Consider the following 21,332-nt stretch of genomic DNA (forward strand, 5'->3'; position numbering starts at 1 on the left):
TGGTTGTCGGCGGTTCAATGGCGGCACAGCAGACCTACGAGTGGGCCGTGAGCTATCCGGAGATGGTGCTTCGCGCGGCGCTTATTGCAGGGACTGCGAAGATCACCGAGCACGACTTCCTCTTCGTTGAAACGCTGGTTGAGGCAATCATCACCGATCGCGGATTCAAGGGCGGCGACTACGCTACGCCTGCCGAGGTGGCGGCCGGCTTGAAGCGGCACGGGAAGATGTGGACCGTGATGGGTTGGAGCACGGAGTTCTTCCGTGCCGCGCGCCACAAGGCCCTAGGCTTCGATTCGATGCAGGCCTTTGTCGATAATCTTATGACCGGCTACTTCGCGCCGATGGACCCGAACGACCTGCTCGCCATGACTTGGAAGTGGCAGCATGGAGACGTGAGCAGGCACATTGGCGGCGACCTTGCAGCAGCGCTTGGCCGCATCAGGGCCAAGACCTTCGTGATGCCGATCAGCTATGACATGTTCTTCTCGCCAGCGGAATGCGAGGCCGAGCAGAAACTCATTTCCGGAAGCGACTTCCGGCCGATCTCGAGCATCGACGGACACTTGGCCCTCTTTGGAACCGACGCTGAATGTCTGGCGCAGATCGACCTGCACCTGAAGACCTTGCTGGCCACGTCGACATGACCGGAGCCGACTGCCGGAGGCGACTGGTTTGTTAGCTTCGATCGCGTTTCGCGCGCGCGAGGCATGGTCGCCCGGCAGGCCATGGTCGTTGTCGACGGAGGGAAGTCAAGCGACTCGGGGAGGTCCGCTTGATGGCGGGGTTTGCCGCCGGTTGCCGATGGCGGTTAGACAGGTATGCATTACGACGGCGCAAATTGTTCATACTTCGGACCCAACGTTTTGGGGACTCACTTTCTACCACTTGGAGGCCTATGATGATCGAGGTTAGTGTCATGTACGCAAACACGCCTGACGCCCGCTTCGACCACGAGTACTACCGCGACAGGCATATGCCATTGCTGAAGACGTGCATGGGCGAAGCGTGTTTGTACTACACCGTTGATAAAGGACTTGCAGGCGGTTCACCCGGCGAACCAGCAACCTACGTTGCCATGTGCCACTTCTTCTGCGACTCGGTCGAGTCTTTTCAAACAGATGTCGGGCCGCACGCGAAAGAGATCTTCGGTGACATACCCAACTACACCGACTTGGTGCCAACGCTTCAGATAAGCGAAGTTGTAGTAGAGCGGGCTTGACAGGAACGGCCGATACGTTCCGAACGGTTCTGTCGCGATAAGGATCTCGGGGGGCGCCGCTGCAAATAGCGTGGTCGAAATGGCTACATTCGCGGACTGGGCGAATTTGGGCGCCGACGGTGGGAAAATTTGAGAGTCTGGAGAAATTGATGGCGGGGCGCCCCTCTGATCGCGAGGTGATCATCCGGTGTGTTTGCTGGCCCCGACATCGCGCCACGCTTCTCCAGCACTTTCGCATCGGGTAGAACGCAATCAACATGTCAGTTGAGCGCCCGGTGCCGACAGGGTCTCGGCGTATGTGTTGACAGGTTTATTTCCACTCCGAACTAAATAAACTCGCCAATTCACATAAGCGCGCATTAATTTTATCAAGCGCGTCAGAGACTTCGAATTTTCTCCGGAAATTACTGATCGTATGGACAATACTATGATTGTATATTGCCATCGTCGTCCGTCAGCGAACACCAGATACGCACCCGTTCAAGCTGCGACTTTCCGTTCCGCCCCGAGCGGCAATTCAGGCATGTCAAGATCAGACTGCGGCACAGCGCCAAGCTGGCGATGTACGTCATGCGTCACGAAACCCTGTTCGCGGCTCGGCACATCGAACCAATTCCGGTGGGCAAACGAATCGCGGATGTCTTCGAGACCGCTTTCCCAATGCTCTTGCATCGTGTCGACGCTGAACTCGTAGTCTTTGTAATGCCCCTCGTAAGGCTTGTTCTTGTAGATGAGGTGCACCACATTGATCGCGCTGCCGTCGGCTTCTTCTTCAGCGAGACGGAATAGCGGATCGGCCCTGCGAAGATCGGGAGGGACATGTGAGAGCAGTTCCTTGATGAAGCGCGCATGCTTCTGACGATCCGCCAGCATGCCGGTAATCGCCCGCGTACGGCTCGAGTACTGAATGTCTTTGGCACGCTCGGACACGTCGAGAAAGTCCCCCGGCGCATTGCCTCTCGCGCTCCATAGATCGACCTGAAAAACGAGTGCATCCTTGTGGTCGGCATCGCGGAGCACTTCGGTTAGCGGCGTGTTGGAAACGAGGCCGCCATCCCAGTAATACTCGCCGTCGATCTCCACCGCCGGAAAACCTGGCGGCAGCGCCCCTGACGCCATGAAATGCTCCGGGTGCAGACGCATCTTCGTGTTGTCGAAGTACACCAGGTTACCGGTCTGCACGTTCACCGCGCCCACAGAAACGCGGATGTCGCCATCGTTGATACGGTCGAGATCGGAGAACTTCAACAGCGTTTCCCTCAGGGCGGCCGTGTCGTAGTAGCTGACCATGTTGGGGCTTTGCTTGCCGAAACCTGCCATTGGAAACTGGGAGCGCGGCGAGAAAAAACCCGGCTGACCCTCTGTCAACGCGCGGCTGGCTGCCCACAAACTTGCCCACTTGCGCGACAGGTCCTGCACGCCGAAACCGGGCGGCATCCATGCACCCAGACTACCTACCCAGTCGAGCGGATGGCAGATCGAATTCCAGAAACCTCGTAACGCTTCCACACGGTTTTCCGGCGCATTGCCCGCGATGATGGCGGTGTTCAGAGCGCCGATCGACACGCCGGCGATCCAGTTCGGTTGCACACCGGCCTCGGCCAGGCCTTCGTAGACGCCGGCCTGGTAAGACCCGAGTGCGCCGCCGCCCTGAAGCACCAGGGCGATCTCGTCGTAGCGCGGCAGCGCAAACACATCCGACTGCCCGTTGATTTTTTTTGTGCTGCTGCGCATACGAGACCCCTTATTGCATTGCCCAGCCGTGGCTGACGATCACCGACTGCCCGGTGAGCGCGGACGATTCGAAGCCCGCAAGGAACGCAACCGTATTGGCGACGTCCTCGACCGTGGTGAATTCACCGTCGACGGTTTCCCTGAGCATCACGTTCTTCACGACGTCGGCTTCGGAGATACCGAGCGCCTTCGCCTGCTCGGGAATCTGCTTGTCGACGAGCGGGGTATGCACAAAGCCCGGACACACCACGTTTGCCCGCACGCCGCGCGGGCCGCCTTCCTTCGCCACCACCCGGGCCAGTCCCAGCAAGCCATGCTTGGCCGTCACATAGGCAGACTTCAACTTCGACGCCTCGTGCGAATGTACCGAACCCATGTAGACGATCGAGCCGCCCTTGCCGCCGGCGTACATGTGCTTGATCACAGCCTTCGTCGTGAGGAAGGCGCCGTCCAGATGGATCGCCAGCATTTTCTTCCAGTCGGAAAAGGCATAGTCCTCGATGGGAGCGACGATCTGGATACCTGCGTTCGACACGAGCACTTCGATGCTGCCCAACTCCTTCACCGCGCGTTCGATGCCGTTATTGACGGCTTCCTCGCTGGTGACATCCATTGCGACTGCCAGCGCCTTGCCGCCCGCCGCGACGATGCTGCTGGCCACTTTCTGCGCGTTCTCGAGATTCAGGTCGGCAATCACCACTGCGGCACCGAGGCTGGCGAGTTTGCGTGCGCACTGCTCACCGATACCGCTTGCTGCGCCCGTCACGAGCGCGACTTTATTGTTCAACGACATGTTGCTTTCCTTTCCTAACGGTTCACGGAGCGTTATTGATTGACCGCAAGCTTGACGCTCTCGGTCGAAGCCAGATAATCGAGCGCAACCTCGCCGATATCCAGCGTGAGATTGGCAATCACATGACGCGCGCCGACCACCCGCTTCACCGGCAGATCGGCGATGGGCGCCAACGCGTGCGGATGCAGTTCGAGCGCAGCGGGACCCGACCACGCGCCCAGCACGCTCACGTCGCGCAGATAGAAACGCACGAGCTCGCACACGCGCGGCGAACCGTCAACGTGCGGGATCACTTTCAGCAGGTAATTCGGTGTGTCCGCAAGCTTCTTGCGTTCAGCCTCGATGTCGAGTGACACATGCTTGAAGCCCATCGTGCCGGTTGCGATACGTTGTGTGCCGTAATCGAGTGTGCCGAGCAGCGTGTCGTTGCCGTCGACGCTCAAGGTCGGCTTGGCCAGCTTCTTCGGAAAGCCCCAGATTTCCCGGCCGCCGGCGATTGGACCTTCGTCATCGAGGTACATCGAATGCGTGTAGTTACCGAGGCGCCCTTGATGGTCTCGCACCGAGATGACCTGACCGCTTTCGGTGTAGTCACCAAAGCCCGACGAATCTGGCATGCGAATGAATTCGTAATGGACGAGATCGTTTTCCGGATGCAGCGGCTCAGGCACGATGGCGCGCAGAGCATCGAAATCGGTCTCGTATGAAATGATGAAGTATTCCCGATTGATAAAGCGGTACGGCGGCCGTGGATAGGCCGGATTGTGAACAGGCATCGCAAAGGCGTCTTTGCGGATCGAAGCGAGATTCATAACAGTCCTCTATGACAGGTGGCGCATGCAGAGCCGGTGCAATGGTAGAGGCAACGCCGATGCAGTAGGAGCCACCATTTATCAAAAGACAGTTAACCAGACTGCAACGCTTCGGCTGGAACCTCTGTCAAGGTCACGGTGTCGTACGCGCTACCGGAATCGCCAGAAAGATCAACGCAGCCGCGGCTGAATCGTTCCTCGGCGGGCGCGCTTCGCCCGGGGGCAGTTGTTGATTTCCGTTAATTTCGCTAGCGCGTTTAACGTGTCCTTTAATTCCGCTAAGGCGGCTGTTGAGCGGCGCAACAGGTAAACAGGGGCAAGGCAGGGGCGAGCGGAAATATCATCCGTCGTCCATGCAAGCATACGATGCCGCTGGCCTATGGGCGCAGACGAAAAGCGGCGCACTGGAACACTTTGAGTGTTATTCGATGGACTTCTACGTTCCACAGTCGATGTCCGGAACCGCACTCCCGCACAGCGTCATCATCGTCTATGCTAGACGGTGAGTGCGCGTCGGCCATCAACACGCGCGCTAGCGGAAATGGCGGACATCAATTAGCGCCTCTGTGGACACGGCTAGCGCAATTAACGAACTTCAACAGGTAGCGTGTCCCCGGACAACCTTAGCGACTCATTTCTAGCCCACTGCCAGGGCTGCCTCATGGGAACATTCAGCGGGCATTGCCTACAGAGCAGGTGGTGACATCGTCGATCGGCTGGCTGGAGCGCATCAAAACTATGGGGACTTCTCCGCCGTATACGGTGTCGTAGGCAAATTGACAAATATGCTGTCGAAAGGGCGCCACTTTATCGCCGGTCCAGGAGCTAACAGCAACAAGCTTGCAACTTCGTTCATTAAAAGTGAGCGCGGCGGTCATTTTGGTCCGTGTGTTTTATCCATAAACTCTGAAGGCGTTGTATTGAATTTCTCCAACCTTGAGGCGGGGTAGGAAATTGCAGCGAGCGCGGTCGTCACCAAACCGATCGCTTCTGCGGCCGCACGAAATATTCGCGCGAGCGAGCGCAGTCTGAAGACCCTATTTAGACGCTCCCGATCTAACCCATCTTGGCAGATTGTTACAACGCTATATAACGGGTGCCTTTTCTTAATCGTGCCTTATTTGTCTGAGGGGGGCGCCTCGTCTGACGGACGCCGTGCAACCGACGTCCTGCACGTCGGATGACTCGGTGAACTGTTGATCCGAGGCGTTCAGATTCACGGGAGCGGTATCGAGGATCACGCCTCAACCCCGCCATTGGGGGCGAGAGTTTTATAGAACAGTGGCGCGAGCAGGAGCGTCCTGCAAGCGGACCCTGCTCGTTGGTTCCAATGCAAGTCGGAACTGACACCGTTACGTCCACTTCACACAAGCGAAAAAACACAACGGAGTTATCAAATGTTCGAGCTTGACTACCAGCATGCTGGCGCCATCGCAATACTGACGCTGAAACGACCTCCTGCAAACGCTTTCACTCCGGACGGTCTGTTCGCACTGCAGGAAACCGTAGAGAGGTTGAACTCCGACCCGCGCGTACGCTCGCTCGTGATAACTGGAGATGGACCTAAGTTCTTTAGTGCGGGTGCCGATCTCAATGCCTTTTCTGACGGAAGTCTCGAGATCGCGCGAACGGTTGCGACACGATTTGGCAGGGCGTTCGAGGCGTTGCAGAATGCTCGGATGGTAGTGATTGCGGCCATCAACGGCTATGCGATGGGCGGGGGTCTTGAATGCGCGCTGGCGAGCGACATTCGAATAGCGGCAGAACACGCGGTCCTTGCCCTTCCTGAAACCGCTGTCGGTTTGCTCCCATCCGGATGCGGTACCCAGACGCTACCGTGGCTAGTTGGCGAGGGCTGGGCCAAGCGGCTAATACTAACCGGCGAGCGAATCAATGCCGCCACCGCTCTTCGTATCGGCCTTGTCGAAGAAGTGGTAGGGAAGGGTGCGGCGTTGGAGAGCGCGCTGACGATGGCCCTGCGCGTAGTGAGCCTCAGTCCGCAAGCGGTCGAATACAGCAAGAGGTTGATTCATCAGGCGCGCAATGGCATTCCGCGTGCTCCGGCACTCGCGGTAGAGCGCGAACGCTTCGTTGATCTATTTGACCACCCAGATCAGCGTGAGGGTGTGAACGCCTTTCTTGAAAAGCGTCGGCCAAAATGGACTTTCTCAGAGTTTCAGGAGGGGCAGTCGTGAGGACGACTCGAAGTACATTTGCATATGACGAACCATATATTCTGTTTCATGTTGTAAACAGAGGGCGGTCATTTCGCTAAACCGCTCAATTTTGCCGGCGCCTTTCGGGGGCGCTGGTGGAGATTTCCGCGAGCTCTATACGTCCGACCGCCAGAAGGAGATCGGGCGACAGTTGAAGGATGAAGCGGGGCGTCTTGAAAAGCATCTCGCTCGTGCCGCTGCAATGCGGCCCAAACCCAAAACGAAGCTGCATAGATTACGCTGAACAGCCCGTTGAGCCGTTTTAGCCCGTCAGTCACCAGCAGCCTGCTAGGCGAGCAACCAGGCTTGAGCCGCGTAGAGGCTACGGGCAACGGAACGGCCTGTCTCGACACCAACCTTTTCACGTCGCACGTTCGCCAGACACTCGAATCCCGGTGCATGCAGCGCGTTAAGCGACCTCTTCGTCGTGTTGCGGGTTACTAAGGGCGAACTATTTATTCTTGGTCGAAAAAATTTATATCTCATTTTTATTGCAACCTCGACAGTGGTCAGCCCACGAAATCGGACTTTTCATTGATCGAACTCCAGAATGTCGAGGCTCAATAAGTTCGATATCAATTGCCAAAATACATGTTGCAAAAACTGGCCGGTCCGTCGCACCCAGGCACGTTTTGAACGGCGGTTCGACCGACGTTATAGCCGCTCCGGATGACTACCGCGGATCGATGGTTTTGAGAGTCCCCAGCACCTGTGCTATCTGCCGCTGTGGCATAGCTGGCCACTGGCGCTCCCGTTTCTGCTTGATAATCCGTCTGCGTTTGCGCCTGAGCTGCCCCAAGACCGGCAACAAGCAGTGCACCGATGACCACACTTTTACGCACTTGACTGTTCTTCATGACTTTCTCCATAGGCGGACCCTGTCCGTGAGAAGAAATTTACCAGTCAAGTTGCTTTGCAAAAATCACTGACTTGATAAAGGAGCGTTTCACCGGGAGAAGAAATCGGGTACTCCATCCTTCTATTTTTGCAAATCCTGGTATAAGAAAGTTTCAAATGATATAGCCAGTTATCTTCGCGCTGAGTACAAGATACGGGCTACTCGTCCCGGGCGTCGGCTATGTCAAAACCAACACCGGGAGCGAGTGTTCCGAAAGCAGCGACGCAATTCACGGGAAGTTGGCAAACCCGATTCAGCATGCTGCGTGTGTCTGATAGCCGGCATGATCTCGGAGCTGCACTGGAGGCTGGTGCCGTTGCCAGCAACGAGTACCCGTGCTCGTCAGGCGCACCGCGCGGTCAGGCCGCCGTCTACCACAAGGCTGGTGCCGGTGATGTACTTTGCCTCATCTGAAGCGAGAAAGAGCGCGGCGTAGGCGGTATCCCAACCGTCGCCCATCTTTCCCGTTGGCACCTGCTTGTTTCTCTTGTCAATCATTTCGCCGGTATCGCCGCCATACGTTTCCTTGAGCGGCTCCCTGATGAGCGGCGTATCCATGAAACCAGGCAGAACGCAGTTCGCCCGAATACCTTGGGATGCGTACTGAATAGCCATGTTTTGCGTCATGGCGAGAATCGCTGCCTTCGCAGCGCTATAAGCCAGATACGGGAACCCAATCCAGCGGGTGGCGGCGACCGATGCGATGTTCACAATCGAGCCGGAACCATGTTCGAGCATGTGCGGGATGACGTACTTGCACGTGAGATACACGCTCGACTGGTTGACGGCGATGACGCGGTTCCAGGCATCCTCGTCGGTTTCAACGGGACCGCCCACTTCGACGATGCCGACATTGTTGTGCAGTACGTCGATTCGGCCGAAATGCCTGATGCACTCGGCTGCCATAGCTTGAACGTCAGCGGAGTCAGCCACGTTAGCGCGAGCAGCGACGCACTTTCCTCCTTCCGACTTAATCTGTTCGGCAGTTTCCAGCGCTGCTGCGATTCGATAATCGACGGCGAGGACGCTTGCTCCTTCACGCGCGTACAACGCCGCTGCAGCCTTACCGTTACCCCAGCCGGGTCCGGATGAACCTGCCCCGGTGACGACTACTACCTTGCCCTTCATTCTGTCTGCCATCCTGTACCTCGTATCTTCCCGAAGAGCTGCGACGACCCGGAACGGGACCGCTGCCGACTTAGGAGCTAATCAATTTGTCAGTAGTCTGAACGTAAGACCATTGGTCTTTTCCGTGGACTGTACGAATTACGCCGCTACGGCCAGGCAACGCCTGGGTAGTGGCGGCCGTCTCTATGCAAGTTTGATGCCGCAGACGGAGGGCAACGCGGGATTCACTGTTGCGGCGGGCGTTCCGACGCGGCGGTGTCTGTCGTACAGGTGCCTGCGTTTCGCCGCGAAACGCGACATCTGTAGCGCACCGACGCGACAGCTGTCGCATGGGCCGCCACATCGCGCGCCGGGTTTCAGCTCCGCGCCCAGTTGCGCGGCGAGCGCGACGCAGGTCCCGGCATCAGCGTCGTCGATAACCGCTGAAGGTTTGATGCTATATTTGTTGGTGTCTGGCAGACGCGTGTTAGTACTTTTTTCTCACTAACCGATCTCGTTGTTCGCAGCGTCATAGGCAGCGATCTTGCTGCGGTTAGAGGTGCGGAGCAGCCAGCGCCGCGGCCGGCAATCGAAGCGTTTTGCCTGGAGCAGGAAGTGTCTTACCGTCAGGCAAACGCCGTCATGTCGACGCACTTCGCGCCGGCATGACCAAATCAAGAAGGGAAATGGTCTAGGATGCCGCTTACCGATGGTGGGCCCACCAGAGGCCAGGGGTCAGATGTTCTTTCGCCAGAAGAGGTGCAGGGTGTTTTGTCCCGCACCCTAGCCAGCCCAGAGTTTCTGTCGTCTCCACGGATGGGCGCGTTTCTGAAATTCCTGGTCGAGGAATGGCTTGCCGGCCGTGACAGGTCGCTGAAGGAACTGAACATCGCGATGTCGGTCTTCGGCAAGGATTCGTCATTCGATCCGGGCAGCAATGCCATCGTTCGGGTGGAGGCTGGACGACTACGCCGCCTGCTAACCGACTATTCCCGTGGCTCCGGGATCGATGACCGGCATTTCCTTGAGATACCGAAGGGCAGCTATGTGCCATTCCTTCGGCTGGCACCAACACCAGAGCGGCTGCCTCCCGGCTTGAGCCATGCGTCCCAACTTCCCGGCCGACATCACGTCACGGTGATTGCCTGCAGAATTGCTGGAAGTTTTTCCAATCGATCGATTGATTCCGGTCGAATACACGATGACTTTCTTGTCTTTCGAAGGTTATTTGCAAAGATCACCGAAAAATACGGCGGAAGAGTTGCGGAGGAGGCTGGCGATCGATTCGTCAGCTATTTCGGCTGGCCGAGATCCCTGGAAAATGCCGCATATCTTGCCGTCGCTGCGGCAAGAGAATTGGTTCTCGGGGAAATTGACTCGTCCAGAGATGAATCCGTCGCCGGGCATGAGCAGACCCTCGACGATGTCGCGATAAAGGTCGGGGTGGCAACCGGCTGGGCGATCAGCGGTACGCGAAACTCCGATTCGGGGACACCCGTTCCGGCATTGTTGGGAGACGTATTGGCTGACGCCACGGCAATTTCTTACTGTGCCTCGGCCGGGAGCGTATTTCTGTCCGAAGCTACCTATCGGGTCTTGCGCCATTATTGCCGCGCCGAATTGCCCTGCTGCCGCCTTGCGTCCGGCGAGACCGTCTGGCGACTTGAGGAATTGGGGATCCCCTCCGAGTCCACCGAGGGCGTGCCGCTAGTCGGGCGCCGCCACGAACTCAACCTTCTGTTCGGACGTTGGTCTCTGGTCGAGGGCAAAGAGGGGCAAGTCGTCGTCATCAGCGGCGAACCGGGGATCGGCAAGTCGCGTCTGATCAACGATCTGTGGGCGTCCATCCGGCAAAATGGGGGGCGGCGCATGCTTCTCAGGGCCTTGCCGCTCTATTCGAGGAGCGCCTTGTCGCCTGTGCGGGACGCAATATCCGAATTGGCAGGGATCGTGCGTACGGATGGCGGCGAACAAATCAACGCCAAACTCCTCGCGCTGGCGATAACACCGGCCGAGTCCGAGCCCTCGGGTGTAGCGATGCTCGGCTCGCTGTTCGGCCTGGCGTTGCCGGACGCGCTGGAAGCCATGCCGGCGAGCCGTCGCAAGGAAGCGATTTTTGCAATGCTTGTTAGGGTGATTTTCACCGCGGCGCGCAAGGCCCCCCTGCTGCTAGTCGTCGAGGATGTTCATTGGCTCGACCCCTCTACGACCGAACTGATTCATTTGATCGCCCGCGGCCTCCAGGCCCAACCAATCATGCTGGCAGTGACCTCGCGGCCGGGCAACGATCAGTGGCGTCGTTTGCCACGCGCCACGGTCCTGGAACTGGCGCCACTAGGAACGGCTGACGTCGAACAAATGATAGACGAAGTCACCGGCTCAATAAGGCTGTCGGCGGAACAGCGCAAACTCGTGGTCGAAAAGACCGAAGGCATTCCCCTATTTGTCGAAGAATTTGCAAGAACCCTTTGCGACATGCCTGAGTTCCGCGGACGACTTCCTGAACGATTGATTGACCTTCTGATGGCAAGACTGGACCGGCTGGGCGACAACAAATTCATCGCGCAAGTTGCGGCGGCGATCGGTCGGGAATTCCGCAGTGATCTTGTGGCCGCTGTAGCGGAAGTGCCGGAAGCCGCCCTCGGCGAGGCCATGCAGACTCTGGTCGAGGAGGGCGTGATTCTTCCGGGCGGGGAGAGCGGGACAGGAATAGGGTGCTTCCGCCACATCCTGTTTCGCGACGCAGCCTATGAATCGATGCTACTCGAGCAACGCCGCCAGATTCATCAGCGGATCGCCCGACTGTTGGCAGGACAAACCGGCTTCGAGCCGCGCGCCGAAATCATCGCTGACCATCTCGTCAAGGCGGGTCTGGCAGAAGAATCGGCGCCCCGGTGGCTGGAGGCAGGAAAGCGGGCCGCGAGAGATTTCGCCAATGAGGAGGCGACCGGCCATTTTCGCGCAGGTCTCGCGGCGCTCAACGGACCTGCGCTCACCGCCGCAAACAAGAGGCACAGGCTCGAATTGCTCACGGAACTGGGCGTCGTTGTTCGGGTTACCAAGGGTTACGGAGCGCTTGAGTTATTTCCTATTTACGAAGAGGCTAAAACGCTCTGTGCACAGATTCATAGTCCCGATCAGGAAGCAGCGACCTTTGCCGCGCTTTGGGCCTATTTCTGCGCGCGCGGAGACTGGGCGGAATCGGCTGCGATTGCCGCCGAGGTTGCCCACCGAGCCAAGGAAGCGCGCCATCGCGACCTGCTTCTTGAAGCCCGCAGGCTGTTCGGTACGAGCGCCCTGTTTCAAGGACGACTGTCAGAGGCAAGGCGCTGGTACGACAAAGTTCTGCGTCACTATGACTTGGCGCGTTACAGGCCTTCCTACGGCTATGACGCGGGAGCCACTGCCGCCGTTTACAGTGCATGGGCGTTATTCCTGCAAGGCGACGACAAAGCGGCCCTGACGCGAGCGGATTTAGCCTGGTCGATCGCTCGGTCGCAAAAGCACGCGCCAACACAGGCGGTCGTCCTGGGTTGGCGTTCAGTGTTGGACATTCTCCGCAGCGAAACCAAAGATGGGCGTGAACATGGCGAACTATTGAGGGAACTCAGCGAAAAACATGGTTTTAACCATTGGAGTCCGTTGGCAGAACTCGTCCTGGCCTGGAGCGAGACCATGGCCGGCTTGCGGCCTCTTGACTATGATTCCATGAGCCGGAATGTCGCCGATTTTTGCCGTGGTTGGGGTGGCTTCCTTTCTCCCTTCCTCTGGATGACGGTTTCCCAATGCTGCGCGCTGGGTAACCGCAACGATCTGGCGCTGGGCGCTCTTATCCAGGCCGAAGACTTTGTCCGATCCCATAGCGAACATATTTGGGATGCCGAAATCCTTCGATGTCGAGGCGAGTTGACATTGAAAGAGGAAGGTTCCGACGGGAAGGCCCTCGCAGCCGGCTATTTCAACCGCGCCGTCGCCCTGGCAGCATCGCAGGGCTCCGCTGTATTCGAGCAGCGCGCGCAAAAGAGCCTGGCCGCCCTGACGTAATATGGCGCTATTCGACCGCCTTAAGCTCGGAAGGGCTGCCCCATAGCACCTGTCCGACCGTTCCGACGGACATCATTTTCTCGATATCTGCCGCGCCGTAGCCCAGTTCCTGGAGAATTTCCTGTGCGTTGGCCCCCGGTGCCGGAGCAGCCGCGAGTTCTGGCAAAGGCGAGCCATCGAAATGGAACCATGTCTGACGCAGATTGAAGGCAGGAAGATCCCCGGAGGAGGTCTTGAAGGCAACGTCCGCAGACGGGTTTTCTCGATGTCGAGCCTTGAGTTCGGCGATCGATTGCACCGGTGCCGCGATGATTCCGGCGGACTTGGCGGCGGTCAGTGCTTCCGGCACGGTTAGTTCGGAAATGCCGGGGATATCAGCATCGGCCGGCTCGACGCAAATCCAGCCGTCCTTGACCTTCCGCAAGCAGTTTGCCGTTCCGACCGGTGCGGGCGTTACCTGGAACGAAGCCTGAATGAAGCTCGCGGCGCTGGCGAGGGACGTGTCGACCCAGTCGCCGCCCCTTTCAGGACGCCGTTCGCGGGCGAAGAGAGCGACGATCGCTCCGAAAGCCGCAATGTACCCGGTAAGATAGTCGACGCAGGAAGCTAGCCCGTGCAACTCGGGCGCATCGGAAGAGCCGAATCTGGTCATGATTCCGGTCGCGGCCTGCAAGAGCGGGTCGTACCCAGGGTAGTCGTCGTGACTGCCCGGCCGTTCGCCTTTGAAGGCGCTCAATTGGACGGCAATGGCATCGGGATTGAGCCGCGCGAGACCGGCCCGATCGAGACCCAACCGCTTCATGACCGGGTCGAGTTTGTTGAACACGACCAAATCAGCCTGTGCAACCAACCGTCTGAGGATCTCTCGCCCGTCTTCCTGCCGCAGATTGAGGAGAATGCTTCGCTTTCCTTGGGAGAGTTCGCCCGGCCAGACCACGGTTACCGCTGGCGCATGCTCGGGCTGTGTGGAGTCCACTTTGATGACCTCGGCGCCGAGTTCAGCCAGCATCCGGCCGCAAGCCGGCCCGGCAATGACGTTGGCGAGATCGACGACGCGCATGCCGGCCAGGGGAGCTGCCAATTTTGCCGCTTCCTTTGCGGTCGCCGACTGTGAAGCAGGCAATGAAGTCTTCCCGGTCGTGCCGATGTGGAGAGCCGGATAGGGTTTGGCGGAAGCCAGCCGAACGGCACGCCCAAGCTGCGGCCAGTCGCAACCGCCAACTGTCTCGACGATTCCGGACTGCCTTGCATGATCTGACGCGCGCCATTCGTCGAAATCGCGAACCATCGCGCAGGGAATGTTGGCCTCGCCAAGGATGCGTTCCCACTCCTCGGCCGGCTTGCGGGCGACGGCGGCAGCAATCAGTTCAGCCAATTTGGCGCGAAGCGGCAAACGCAGATTTTGCGCCACGGCAATATTGTGGTCGGCGTATTCGGCGTTGGATGAATCATAGATCGGGAGGTCGACCACCCCCAAGGCCTGCATGTCCTCCCAGATCCCTAGCGTCTCAAGCAGTCGCCGAGCGTAATCACGATGAATGACGCTGAGAAACATGACTTGGCGATCGTCGGCGGCAGGATAGCAGGCAAACAAGGGGTTCATCTGGCGTTTGAGCCATTCGAAATAGGCCTTGTCGGCACGAGCCTTCCCGACATGCGCAGCCAGTTCGGGAGGCAGCGAAATAATAGGTCCTGTCTTCAGATGCTCAGGAATGCCCCCAACCTCCAGCGCCAGCGCGCCGACCGAAGACAGGCCGGCAGCCAGACGCGAAATGACGATATCCCGGCCGGTATCGGACCGGAGGCGGTCCATCAGAGCCGCTCCGACTGCCGTCGCACCGAGGACGCCGGCATAGACCGAGCACAGCGGCACGGGGGTGTAGAGGACGTTGTCGCCGAGCAGACTTCGGGTCATCGCCAGATCGGTATAGAAGCCCGAGACCGCCTTGAGGATGTCGTCACCAACCTCGTCCGGGAAAGGATAGGCGGTTTCACCGGGAAGGACGGCTGTAATGGCGAGACGAATTTGCTCGTGAATTCTTTCGCCATTATCGGTGCCGTCGCGGATTACCACGTCGGCCCCCGCCGAGCAAGCCGGTTCTGCACCGGCATGAATATGCTTGCCGCGGTCCAGATACGCATCTAGTGGCGCGGGCTCGCCGCCTTCGCGGCAAACGATTACGGTTGCACCTTGATCCGCCAGCAGCAGGCCCGCCAACCGGCCTGCCATTCCAGTGCTGCATTCGACGACCGAGATTCCCGACAAAGGCAAAAGCGACATTTATTCCTCCCATCCTGCAACTATGTAAACCTTGGAGGATTATCTGCTCTAGCTGTTCCCGGCGAAACGTTTGTTACGGTAACATACGTCGCAGAACGTGGTGTTTTTCCTTAAAATTCAATAGGTTAGGATGGGCGATAAAATAATCGCCGCCTTGATGTCCAAATAGTCGGCCGCCTTCGAAATTTGCGGCAGCCACTCGATCGAATAATCGGGTACTTCGAACACGGAGTCATCGGCCCGTGCGTGCGCAGGTAACCACGAGCCTCTCGCTGACCGAGTACCCTCCCTCCCGCATGAGAGCAACTTCATTCCCTGGCAGTGCTGCCGAATAGTTCGGATACTCCCTCCTTACGCTGATTAGCGCAAGCACTAGCCGATGTACGGTCGGTTCGTTGAGGTCGGTGTCGCGCATGAGTTGCGGGAGACTGATGCCAGCGCCGAGCGTTCCTGCCACCGCTCGCAACAGGCGCAGGGCGCGTCATACGGCCTGCGCTCCAGGCGCAGTCTCCATCACGACGCCACCAGTTCAGATTTTAGGTCGCCGATTCTGGCACGACTCATGATGCCGAAATCCGACGACGTGGTTACTGTTGACTAGGCACTATTGCAGGATCCGCCGAGTGTAGGCCGAAGCGTGGGAGATATACTGAAAAGGTCGAGGTCACAGACACGCTGACGGTAGCGGCGCCCCGTTTTCTAGATCCGCGCGTCATCCGGTAACTGATTTTCTACTTGGGCAGCCGCGACTTCGCCTTTACGAGCCGGTCGTCTGATTAAGATCTCCGCGACTTGCCACGAGGCGAGCGCACAGCAGCCAAAGACTACTTCGCGCACACGCTTGACTAACGCCAGCGACAACGCCACTTCGCGGTCTACCCCAAACATTTGTGCGAGGAGAACGACAGCCGCCTCCTGTACACCCATGCCTGCCGGAATAATGAAAGCCGCGTGTCGGACTGCCTGCGTGAGCGCTTCGATTGCGAGCGCGCCAGCTGGTGAGATTGAATGGCCAAGCATTGAAAGCGCCCAGTACGTCTCCAGCGCTCCGAGTGCATAGCCGGCAAATTGCCATAGAAAGCTGCGAATCAAAAGCCCGACACGTGACATCAACGCATCGATATCCGTATCAAGTTGTTTACAGTCGATAGCCTGAAGTAACGGATTTTCCGCTCCAAGCAAGCGCGCTGCCCAACGTTCTATTGCGCGAAAGACGCCCCCACGCCGAACTACGATGAAGACGACGGCGGGTAGTGGCAATGAGAGCACCACGGCTAACGCAATGGGCCCGAGTGAATTCTTCATCTCAGTGCACGCGAGGATGAGGACCAGACCAATAGCCGAAAACGCATACTGCACCATCATTGTCACGAGCACTTCGACGATCACCGACGCACTGACGCTGCTCAGGTTATGTGCCTTCCAGTTCGCAAGGCGGATGCCCACGATTTCGCCGCCAATGCTAGCTACCGGTAACAGGCGGCTGACCGCCTCACGCACCGTCGCAATCCACCAAAGGAAGAGAAGTGACGTGGACTTACCTAGGAGGGTCCTCCAGCCGCAGGCGTCTAGTAGCAGCGGAAGAGCGTGTAGCGGTATCAGCCAAAGGATGGTCGGACCGGCGCGCCGGATCGTGTTTAGAACGTCGCCGCCGTCATGCAATACAAGGTAAAGAAGTAGTCCGATGCCAGCCGGTAGTCCCACCCGTTGCAGCCATTTCATCGCGCATGGTTCCCGCAAGCAATTTCAGCGAAGCCAGTACAAATCGCACCGGAAGCCGAAATGGCTTTCATCACACGCGGCGATGTCAATGCAGCGAATTCGTCGGCGTGCCGGTACGTGCTCATCGCTGGCGTCAGTTGACCATCATCGAGCAATGCCGGGTGGCTGTAGATTTCGCACACGCCCTCACGCATGCCGGATATCGCATCAAGCAGCACTGTCTCGTCCATGTTTCCCGTTTCGGATATGCCGACCACATAGTCGTTTCGTGCGATCCCCGCGCGATCGAGTTTCGCCCGTACGAGCGCTACCCAAGGTTTAATCCAAGCCGGGGAGTGTGCTTCGAACGGCAGGCGCACGGCGCGCATGCCGTATTCTGGCCCGATCTGGAGAATCAGCGACAGGACAGTGGGATGCAAATGGAAGTGCTTGTGAGTATTCACATGGTCGAGCGTGAGCCCAGTTCTGGCGAACGCGTCAAACTGGGCGCGAATTTCCGCCGCGAGCTGTCGACGGACATGCGGGAAGAAGTAGAAGCGGAAACCGTCACGCACCATGTTACGACCGAAGTGGCCTTGCTTATCGACCAAGGCCGGTATCGACTGGCGTAGGAGTGTGGCCGCCCCGTCGGCCAGCACAAGATGAAGACCGACGTGCAGGTCCGGCAGACGTCGCGCACGAGAAACGGCGTCGGGTGCAGCGGGCGCGCTCACCATTAGGCTCGCGGCGGTCAGTACGCCGTGCCGGTGGGCCTGTTCGACGGCCTCATTAACACGCACGTCCAAACCGAAATCATCAGCGGTTATGATCAGCGTGCGATGACCAGCGCGCGACCTCGTTAGCTCTCTCCTTGACATCACGCTTCGTGGGCCCGCAGAAACCGGAAGAATTCGACGCCTTCACGCAGGCGCCGTTTCATCATGTCCCAGCTCGTGAGCATCTCACGCAGAATTTCCCAGATCTTCGACGGGCGGAAATAGAAGCGCTTATAGAAATTTTCGAGCTGGTGGTAGATCTCGTCGCGCGACAGATGCGGATAGCCGATCGCCGCGAGCTGCACCCCTGACTTGCTGACGAGGTTGATGACCTTGTTCTCTTCCAGCCAACCGTTCTCGACCGCCTGGTTGTAGAGCGTCGTGCCGGGATAGGGCGCGGCGAGCGACACCTGGATCGTATGCGGATTGATTTCCTTCGCATACTCGATGGTCTTCTGGATCGTGTCCTGCGTCTCGCCGGGCAGCCCAAGAATGAAGGTGCCGTGAATCTTGATGCCGAGCTTGCGGCAATCTTCGCTGAAGCGGCGCGCGATGTCGGTGCGCAGGCCCTTCTTGATGTTCAGCAGAATCTGGTCGTCGCCGGACTCGTAGCCCACCAGCAGCAGGCGCAGGCCGTTTTCCTTCATGATCTTCAGCGTCGCGTACGGCACGTTCGCCTTCGCGTTGCACGACCACGTCACGCCCAGCTTGCCGAGGCCGCGGGCGATTTCCTCGACGCGCGGCTTGAAGTCGGTGAAGGTGTCGTCGTCGAACATGATCTCCTTGACTTCAGGCATGTTGTCGCGAATCCACTTCACTTCTTCGAGCACGTTCTCGACCGAGCGCGTGCGATAGCGATGGCCGCCCACCGTTTGCGGCCACAGGCAGAACGTGCATTTCGAGCGGCAGCCGCGGCCCGTGTAAATCGACACGTACGGGTGCTTCAGGTAGCCGATGAAATAGTTGTCGATCTTCAGATCGCGCTTGTAGACGGGAGCCACGAACGGCAACTCGTCCATGTTCTCGAGGATCGGGCGCGCTTCGTTGTGCTCGATCGAGCCGTCGGCGGCGCGATAGCTCAGGCCTTTGATCCCGGCGAACGGCTTGCCTTCGGCGATTTCCTGACAGGTGAAGTCAAATTCTTCGCGGCAGACAAAATCGATCGCCTCGCTCGCGGTCAGCGAATTGTGCGGATCGACCGCGACCTTCGCGCCGACCATGCCGATCAGCACCGAAGGCTTGCGCTTCTTCAGGTCTTCGGCGAACAGGGCGTCGGTGGGAAAGGACGGCGTGCTGGTGTGGATGACCACCAGATCGTATTGCTGCGCAATATCGAGCGATGCTTCGACGGACAGGCCGTCGGCGGGGGCGTCGAGTACACGGCTATCGGGGACGAGTGCGGCGGGCTGCGCGAGCCACGTCGGATACCAGAACGAACGCACTTCGCGTTTAGCCTGATAGCGCGAACCCGCGCCACCGTCGAAGCCGTCGTACGATGGCGCCTGTAAAAATAATGTATTCACGGGTACTCCTGGAGCGTAAATCATGAACCGGACGATGATGCTGATCACACGGCACGTGTACGAATATCATCGTCTATCGGATGCCTTCATCGCTGCCGTGTTTGAGGTGCGTACCGATTCGATAGCTCGAGTGACTGGCATGCGCGCTCCGCGCCAGACTACGTACGATCCGAACACCGCAGCAAGCCACTGTAGCGTGAGAAGCATGTCGCGCAGAGGCACGAGAGGCAGATCTCGCCAGAATGTCCGTGTATGACGTGCACTGCGACCGTGCAAAATAATACGCGCGGCGAGGCCAAAAACCGTGTTTGCGGCCAGAATCGCGGCCGCCAGGTGGTGAGAGCAAGCGCCGTTTGCTGAGTGGAAGAGCACTGTAATACCGGCGCTGAACAGAAGCCACGGTGTCGGAAACGTAATGAAGAGGGATGCGAAGCCCCATGGATTGATCGAGCGTATCGTTCGCAGCCAGCGGGTTTCGCGTTGCCAAAGCGTCGCGAACGTGGGCTCAATGACGTCCGTCGCGACCATGACCGGAGACAGCACAGTTCGCAAGCCGAGGGCGCGAGCGTGCTCGGCGAGCCAGTAGTCGTCAGCGAGGCAATTTTTAAGTGCCTCGAAACCCCCAATCTTCTCGAGTGTCTCGCGTCTAATCGCAAGCGTGGCGCCGAAACCGAAGCGGCGAGAGCCACCTGCATGCGCGACTCGAACCGAAGGCGCAAACCATTCATTAATAAACAACGCACCCACACGCGGCCAGAAGCCTCCTACACTCTGAGCCATATACAGGCATGTAACTACACCGACGGTGGCATCGGTCAGTGGCGCGACCACTGTCTTCAGATAATTTGGTCTTACGGCGATGTCACTATCGGCGATGACGATGATGTCATGTCGCGCTCGTTCCGCCATGTTGATCAGATTGCTCACCTTGAGATTGCTGCCGTGAACCCGTGTGTCGATTGCGAGCTCAATGTCGCGCAATGGGTACGCGGCTTGTAGCCGTCGGACGATGGTGATCGCCGGATCACTCGAGGATGAGACGCCAAACAGAAGCTGGAAGTTCGAGTGCGTCTGCTCGCAGAATGTAGCAAGGTTCTCGTACAAGCGCGGTTCCGGTCCGCATAGTGGCTTCAGTACGCTGATGCCCCCGATCTGGCGATCGTTTCTTTTGCAGACGCGCGATCTTTCGAAAAAGGGCATCGCGACGGCAGCGATGGTTACATACACGGAACCGAGGCCGCACGAAAGAATAAGCAGGCAGATCGATACCTGCGTTGAATGGACCGTCATTGGCTGATGCTCTTACACACTCCGCGCAGAATTGGCCCGGGAGATGGCGACACAAACTTCGTCGGAGCACAAGTGGACGCGGCTCCGTTTCCTTTCTTACAAGTGATGCGGCGCAATTTTTGTCGGCTAGCTTCCAGGGAGCGACAAACCACCTCTGTAATGCCCGGTAATATTAATGAAAACATTATGCAGATCTTTAGTTCGATACGATACAGATCTGATTGAAATTAATCAGATTAATCAATATGGAATATGCTGGTGCGGATGAAAAAAATCGTGCGTACCTTCATTTAAATTGCGTGTGATTCGAGAAAGGACACACGCTCATCGATCAGTGAGAGATTGTAGCAGCGCGTGGATTAGTTTGCAGCGCAGGTGTCCGCGCCAATGATGCCGTACGTCTGCAGATATGAAAATTACATTTTTCTTTCTTGATTAGCTATAGAAGATAGAATAGTGTATTCAATAATTCACAATGAAAATGCTGTGTAATTCAGTGAATGTTTTTAGATTGCTGTCGCGATTAGACTGGCTGTTATGCTGTCACGACGTAGGCGAACGATTTGATCGAAGAAGCAGCGTGCTGAAGCGGTCCCATTATTGATTTGAGGCCAATCGACCGCCCAGCGGCCAGTGCTACATGCCTCATCGCACGGTTTTTGATTGGCGGCCGCGACCCCGGACAGATGAACAGACGGTGGAAGGGCCACGTTTGATCGCAGACCCGGACAACGAACAGCCTCTGTGACGATGTGTCTGGCATAGATGCCATATCTGCTCGGCATAAAACCTGAGGTCGAGCCGCACCAGGAAATGACGGGGCTGGATTCGGAGCACCATTCAAGAATCTTGATCGAGTCGGCGCACTCCCCGCCATCTAGAGGCGGTTTGGTAGCGTGTGGCGAGCAACTCTTTGTGGATTTACCGCGGGAGCG

The 21,332-nt window shown here is 58.0% G+C and carries 15 protein-coding genes; 4 read left to right on the forward strand and 11 right to left on the reverse strand.

The features are described 5' to 3' along the window. Positions 1-17: 17 nt before the first annotated feature. Positions 18-647 (forward strand): hypothetical protein, encoded by a 630-nt coding sequence (locus tag AYM40_RS23010; protein ID WP_181448456.1) that lies wholly within the window; start codon positions 18-20, stop codon positions 645-647. Between the two features lie 254 nt (positions 648-901). Further along, positions 902-1,222, forward strand: a complete 321-nt coding sequence (locus AYM40_RS23015; RefSeq protein ID WP_063500634.1) for an EthD family reductase — start codon at positions 902-904, stop codon at positions 1,220-1,222. A 480-nt stretch (positions 1,223-1,702) separates the two neighbouring features. Here AYM40_RS23015 and AYM40_RS23020 read toward each other — a convergent pair whose 3' ends face one another. Genes AYM40_RS23020 through AYM40_RS23030 form a run of 3 tightly spaced genes read right to left on the reverse strand, consistent with a single transcriptional unit; the run spans position 1,703 to position 4,561 of the window. Continuing rightward, complete coding sequence (locus tag AYM40_RS23020) at positions 1,703-2,956, reverse strand: DUF3734 domain-containing protein (RefSeq protein ID WP_063498554.1); 1,254 nt, start codon at positions 2,954-2,956, stop codon at positions 1,703-1,705. Between the two features lie 10 nt (positions 2,957-2,966). Next, complete coding sequence (locus tag AYM40_RS23025; protein WP_063498555.1) at positions 2,967-3,749, reverse strand: 3-hydroxybutyrate dehydrogenase; 783 nt, start codon at positions 3,747-3,749, stop codon at positions 2,967-2,969. Between the two features lie 32 nt (positions 3,750-3,781). Continuing rightward, entirely contained in the window at positions 3,782-4,561 is a 780-nt protein-coding gene (locus AYM40_RS23030; RefSeq protein WP_063498556.1) for an acetoacetate decarboxylase, read from the reverse strand. Between the two features lie 1,397 nt (positions 4,562-5,958). Here AYM40_RS23030 and AYM40_RS23035 point away from each other — a divergent pair. Beyond that, positions 5,959-6,756: an enoyl-CoA hydratase gene (locus tag AYM40_RS23035; RefSeq protein WP_063498557.1), complete on the forward strand. Its 798-nt coding sequence runs from the start codon at positions 5,959-5,961 to the stop codon at positions 6,754-6,756. Between the two features lie 596 nt (positions 6,757-7,352). Here AYM40_RS23035 and AYM40_RS40505 read toward each other — a convergent pair. Next, positions 7,353-7,634 (reverse strand): hypothetical protein, encoded by a 282-nt coding sequence (locus AYM40_RS40505; protein WP_148662282.1) that lies wholly within the window; start codon positions 7,632-7,634, stop codon positions 7,353-7,355. Positions 7,635-8,017: 383 nt separating this feature from the next. Then, positions 8,018-8,815, reverse strand: coding sequence for an SDR family NAD(P)-dependent oxidoreductase (locus AYM40_RS23040; RefSeq protein WP_063498558.1), 798 nt, complete (start codon positions 8,813-8,815; stop codon positions 8,018-8,020). Between the two features lie 783 nt (positions 8,816-9,598). Here AYM40_RS23040 and AYM40_RS23045 point away from each other — a divergent pair. After that, positions 9,599-12,826 carry an ATP-binding protein gene (locus tag AYM40_RS23045; protein WP_158515315.1) on the forward strand — a complete coding sequence of 1,076 codons (3,228 nt, stop codon included), beginning with the start codon at positions 9,599-9,601 and terminating at the stop codon, positions 12,824-12,826. Between the two features lie 7 nt (positions 12,827-12,833). On the opposite strand, the gene AYM40_RS23050 is transcribed toward AYM40_RS23045, so the two are convergent. From AYM40_RS23050 to hpnI, 6 genes are all read right to left on the reverse strand, one after another. Then, positions 12,834-15,107, reverse strand: coding sequence for a CoA transferase (locus AYM40_RS23050; RefSeq protein ID WP_063498560.1), 2,274 nt, complete (start codon positions 15,105-15,107; stop codon positions 12,834-12,836). Between the two features lie 232 nt (positions 15,108-15,339). After that, a complete protein-coding gene (locus AYM40_RS43775) occupies positions 15,340-15,582 on the reverse strand; it encodes a helix-turn-helix domain-containing protein (RefSeq protein ID WP_082855249.1) in 243 nt (80 codons plus the stop codon). Between the two features lie 224 nt (positions 15,583-15,806). Continuing rightward, positions 15,807-16,829 carry a lysylphosphatidylglycerol synthase domain-containing protein gene (locus AYM40_RS23055; RefSeq protein WP_063498561.1) on the reverse strand — a complete coding sequence of 341 codons (1,023 nt, stop codon included), beginning with the start codon at positions 16,827-16,829 and terminating at the stop codon, positions 15,807-15,809. Then, entirely contained in the window at positions 16,826-17,686 is an 861-nt protein-coding gene (gene hpnK, locus AYM40_RS23060; RefSeq protein WP_063498562.1) for a hopanoid biosynthesis-associated protein HpnK, read from the reverse strand. Before hpnK ends, AYM40_RS23055 begins: the two co-directional genes overlap by 4 nt. Next, positions 17,686-19,107 carry a hopanoid biosynthesis associated radical SAM protein HpnJ gene (hpnJ, locus tag AYM40_RS23065; protein ID WP_063498563.1) on the reverse strand — a complete coding sequence of 474 codons (1,422 nt, stop codon included), beginning with the start codon at positions 19,105-19,107 and terminating at the stop codon, positions 17,686-17,688. The genes hpnK and hpnJ overlap by 1 nt, the downstream gene beginning before the upstream one ends. A gap of 66 nt (positions 19,108-19,173) precedes the next feature. Next, the gene (gene hpnI / locus AYM40_RS23070; protein WP_063498564.1) at positions 19,174-20,397 is read right to left on the reverse strand and encodes a bacteriohopanetetrol glucosamine biosynthesis glycosyltransferase HpnI; all 1,224 of its coding nucleotides are present in this window, start codon (positions 20,395-20,397) and stop codon (positions 19,174-19,176) included. Positions 20,398-21,332 lie beyond the last annotated feature (935 nt).

Source organism: Paraburkholderia phytofirmans OLGA172, assembly GCF_001634365.1.
In the GTDB taxonomy this organism is placed as follows: Bacteria; Pseudomonadota; Gammaproteobacteria; order Burkholderiales; family Burkholderiaceae; genus Paraburkholderia.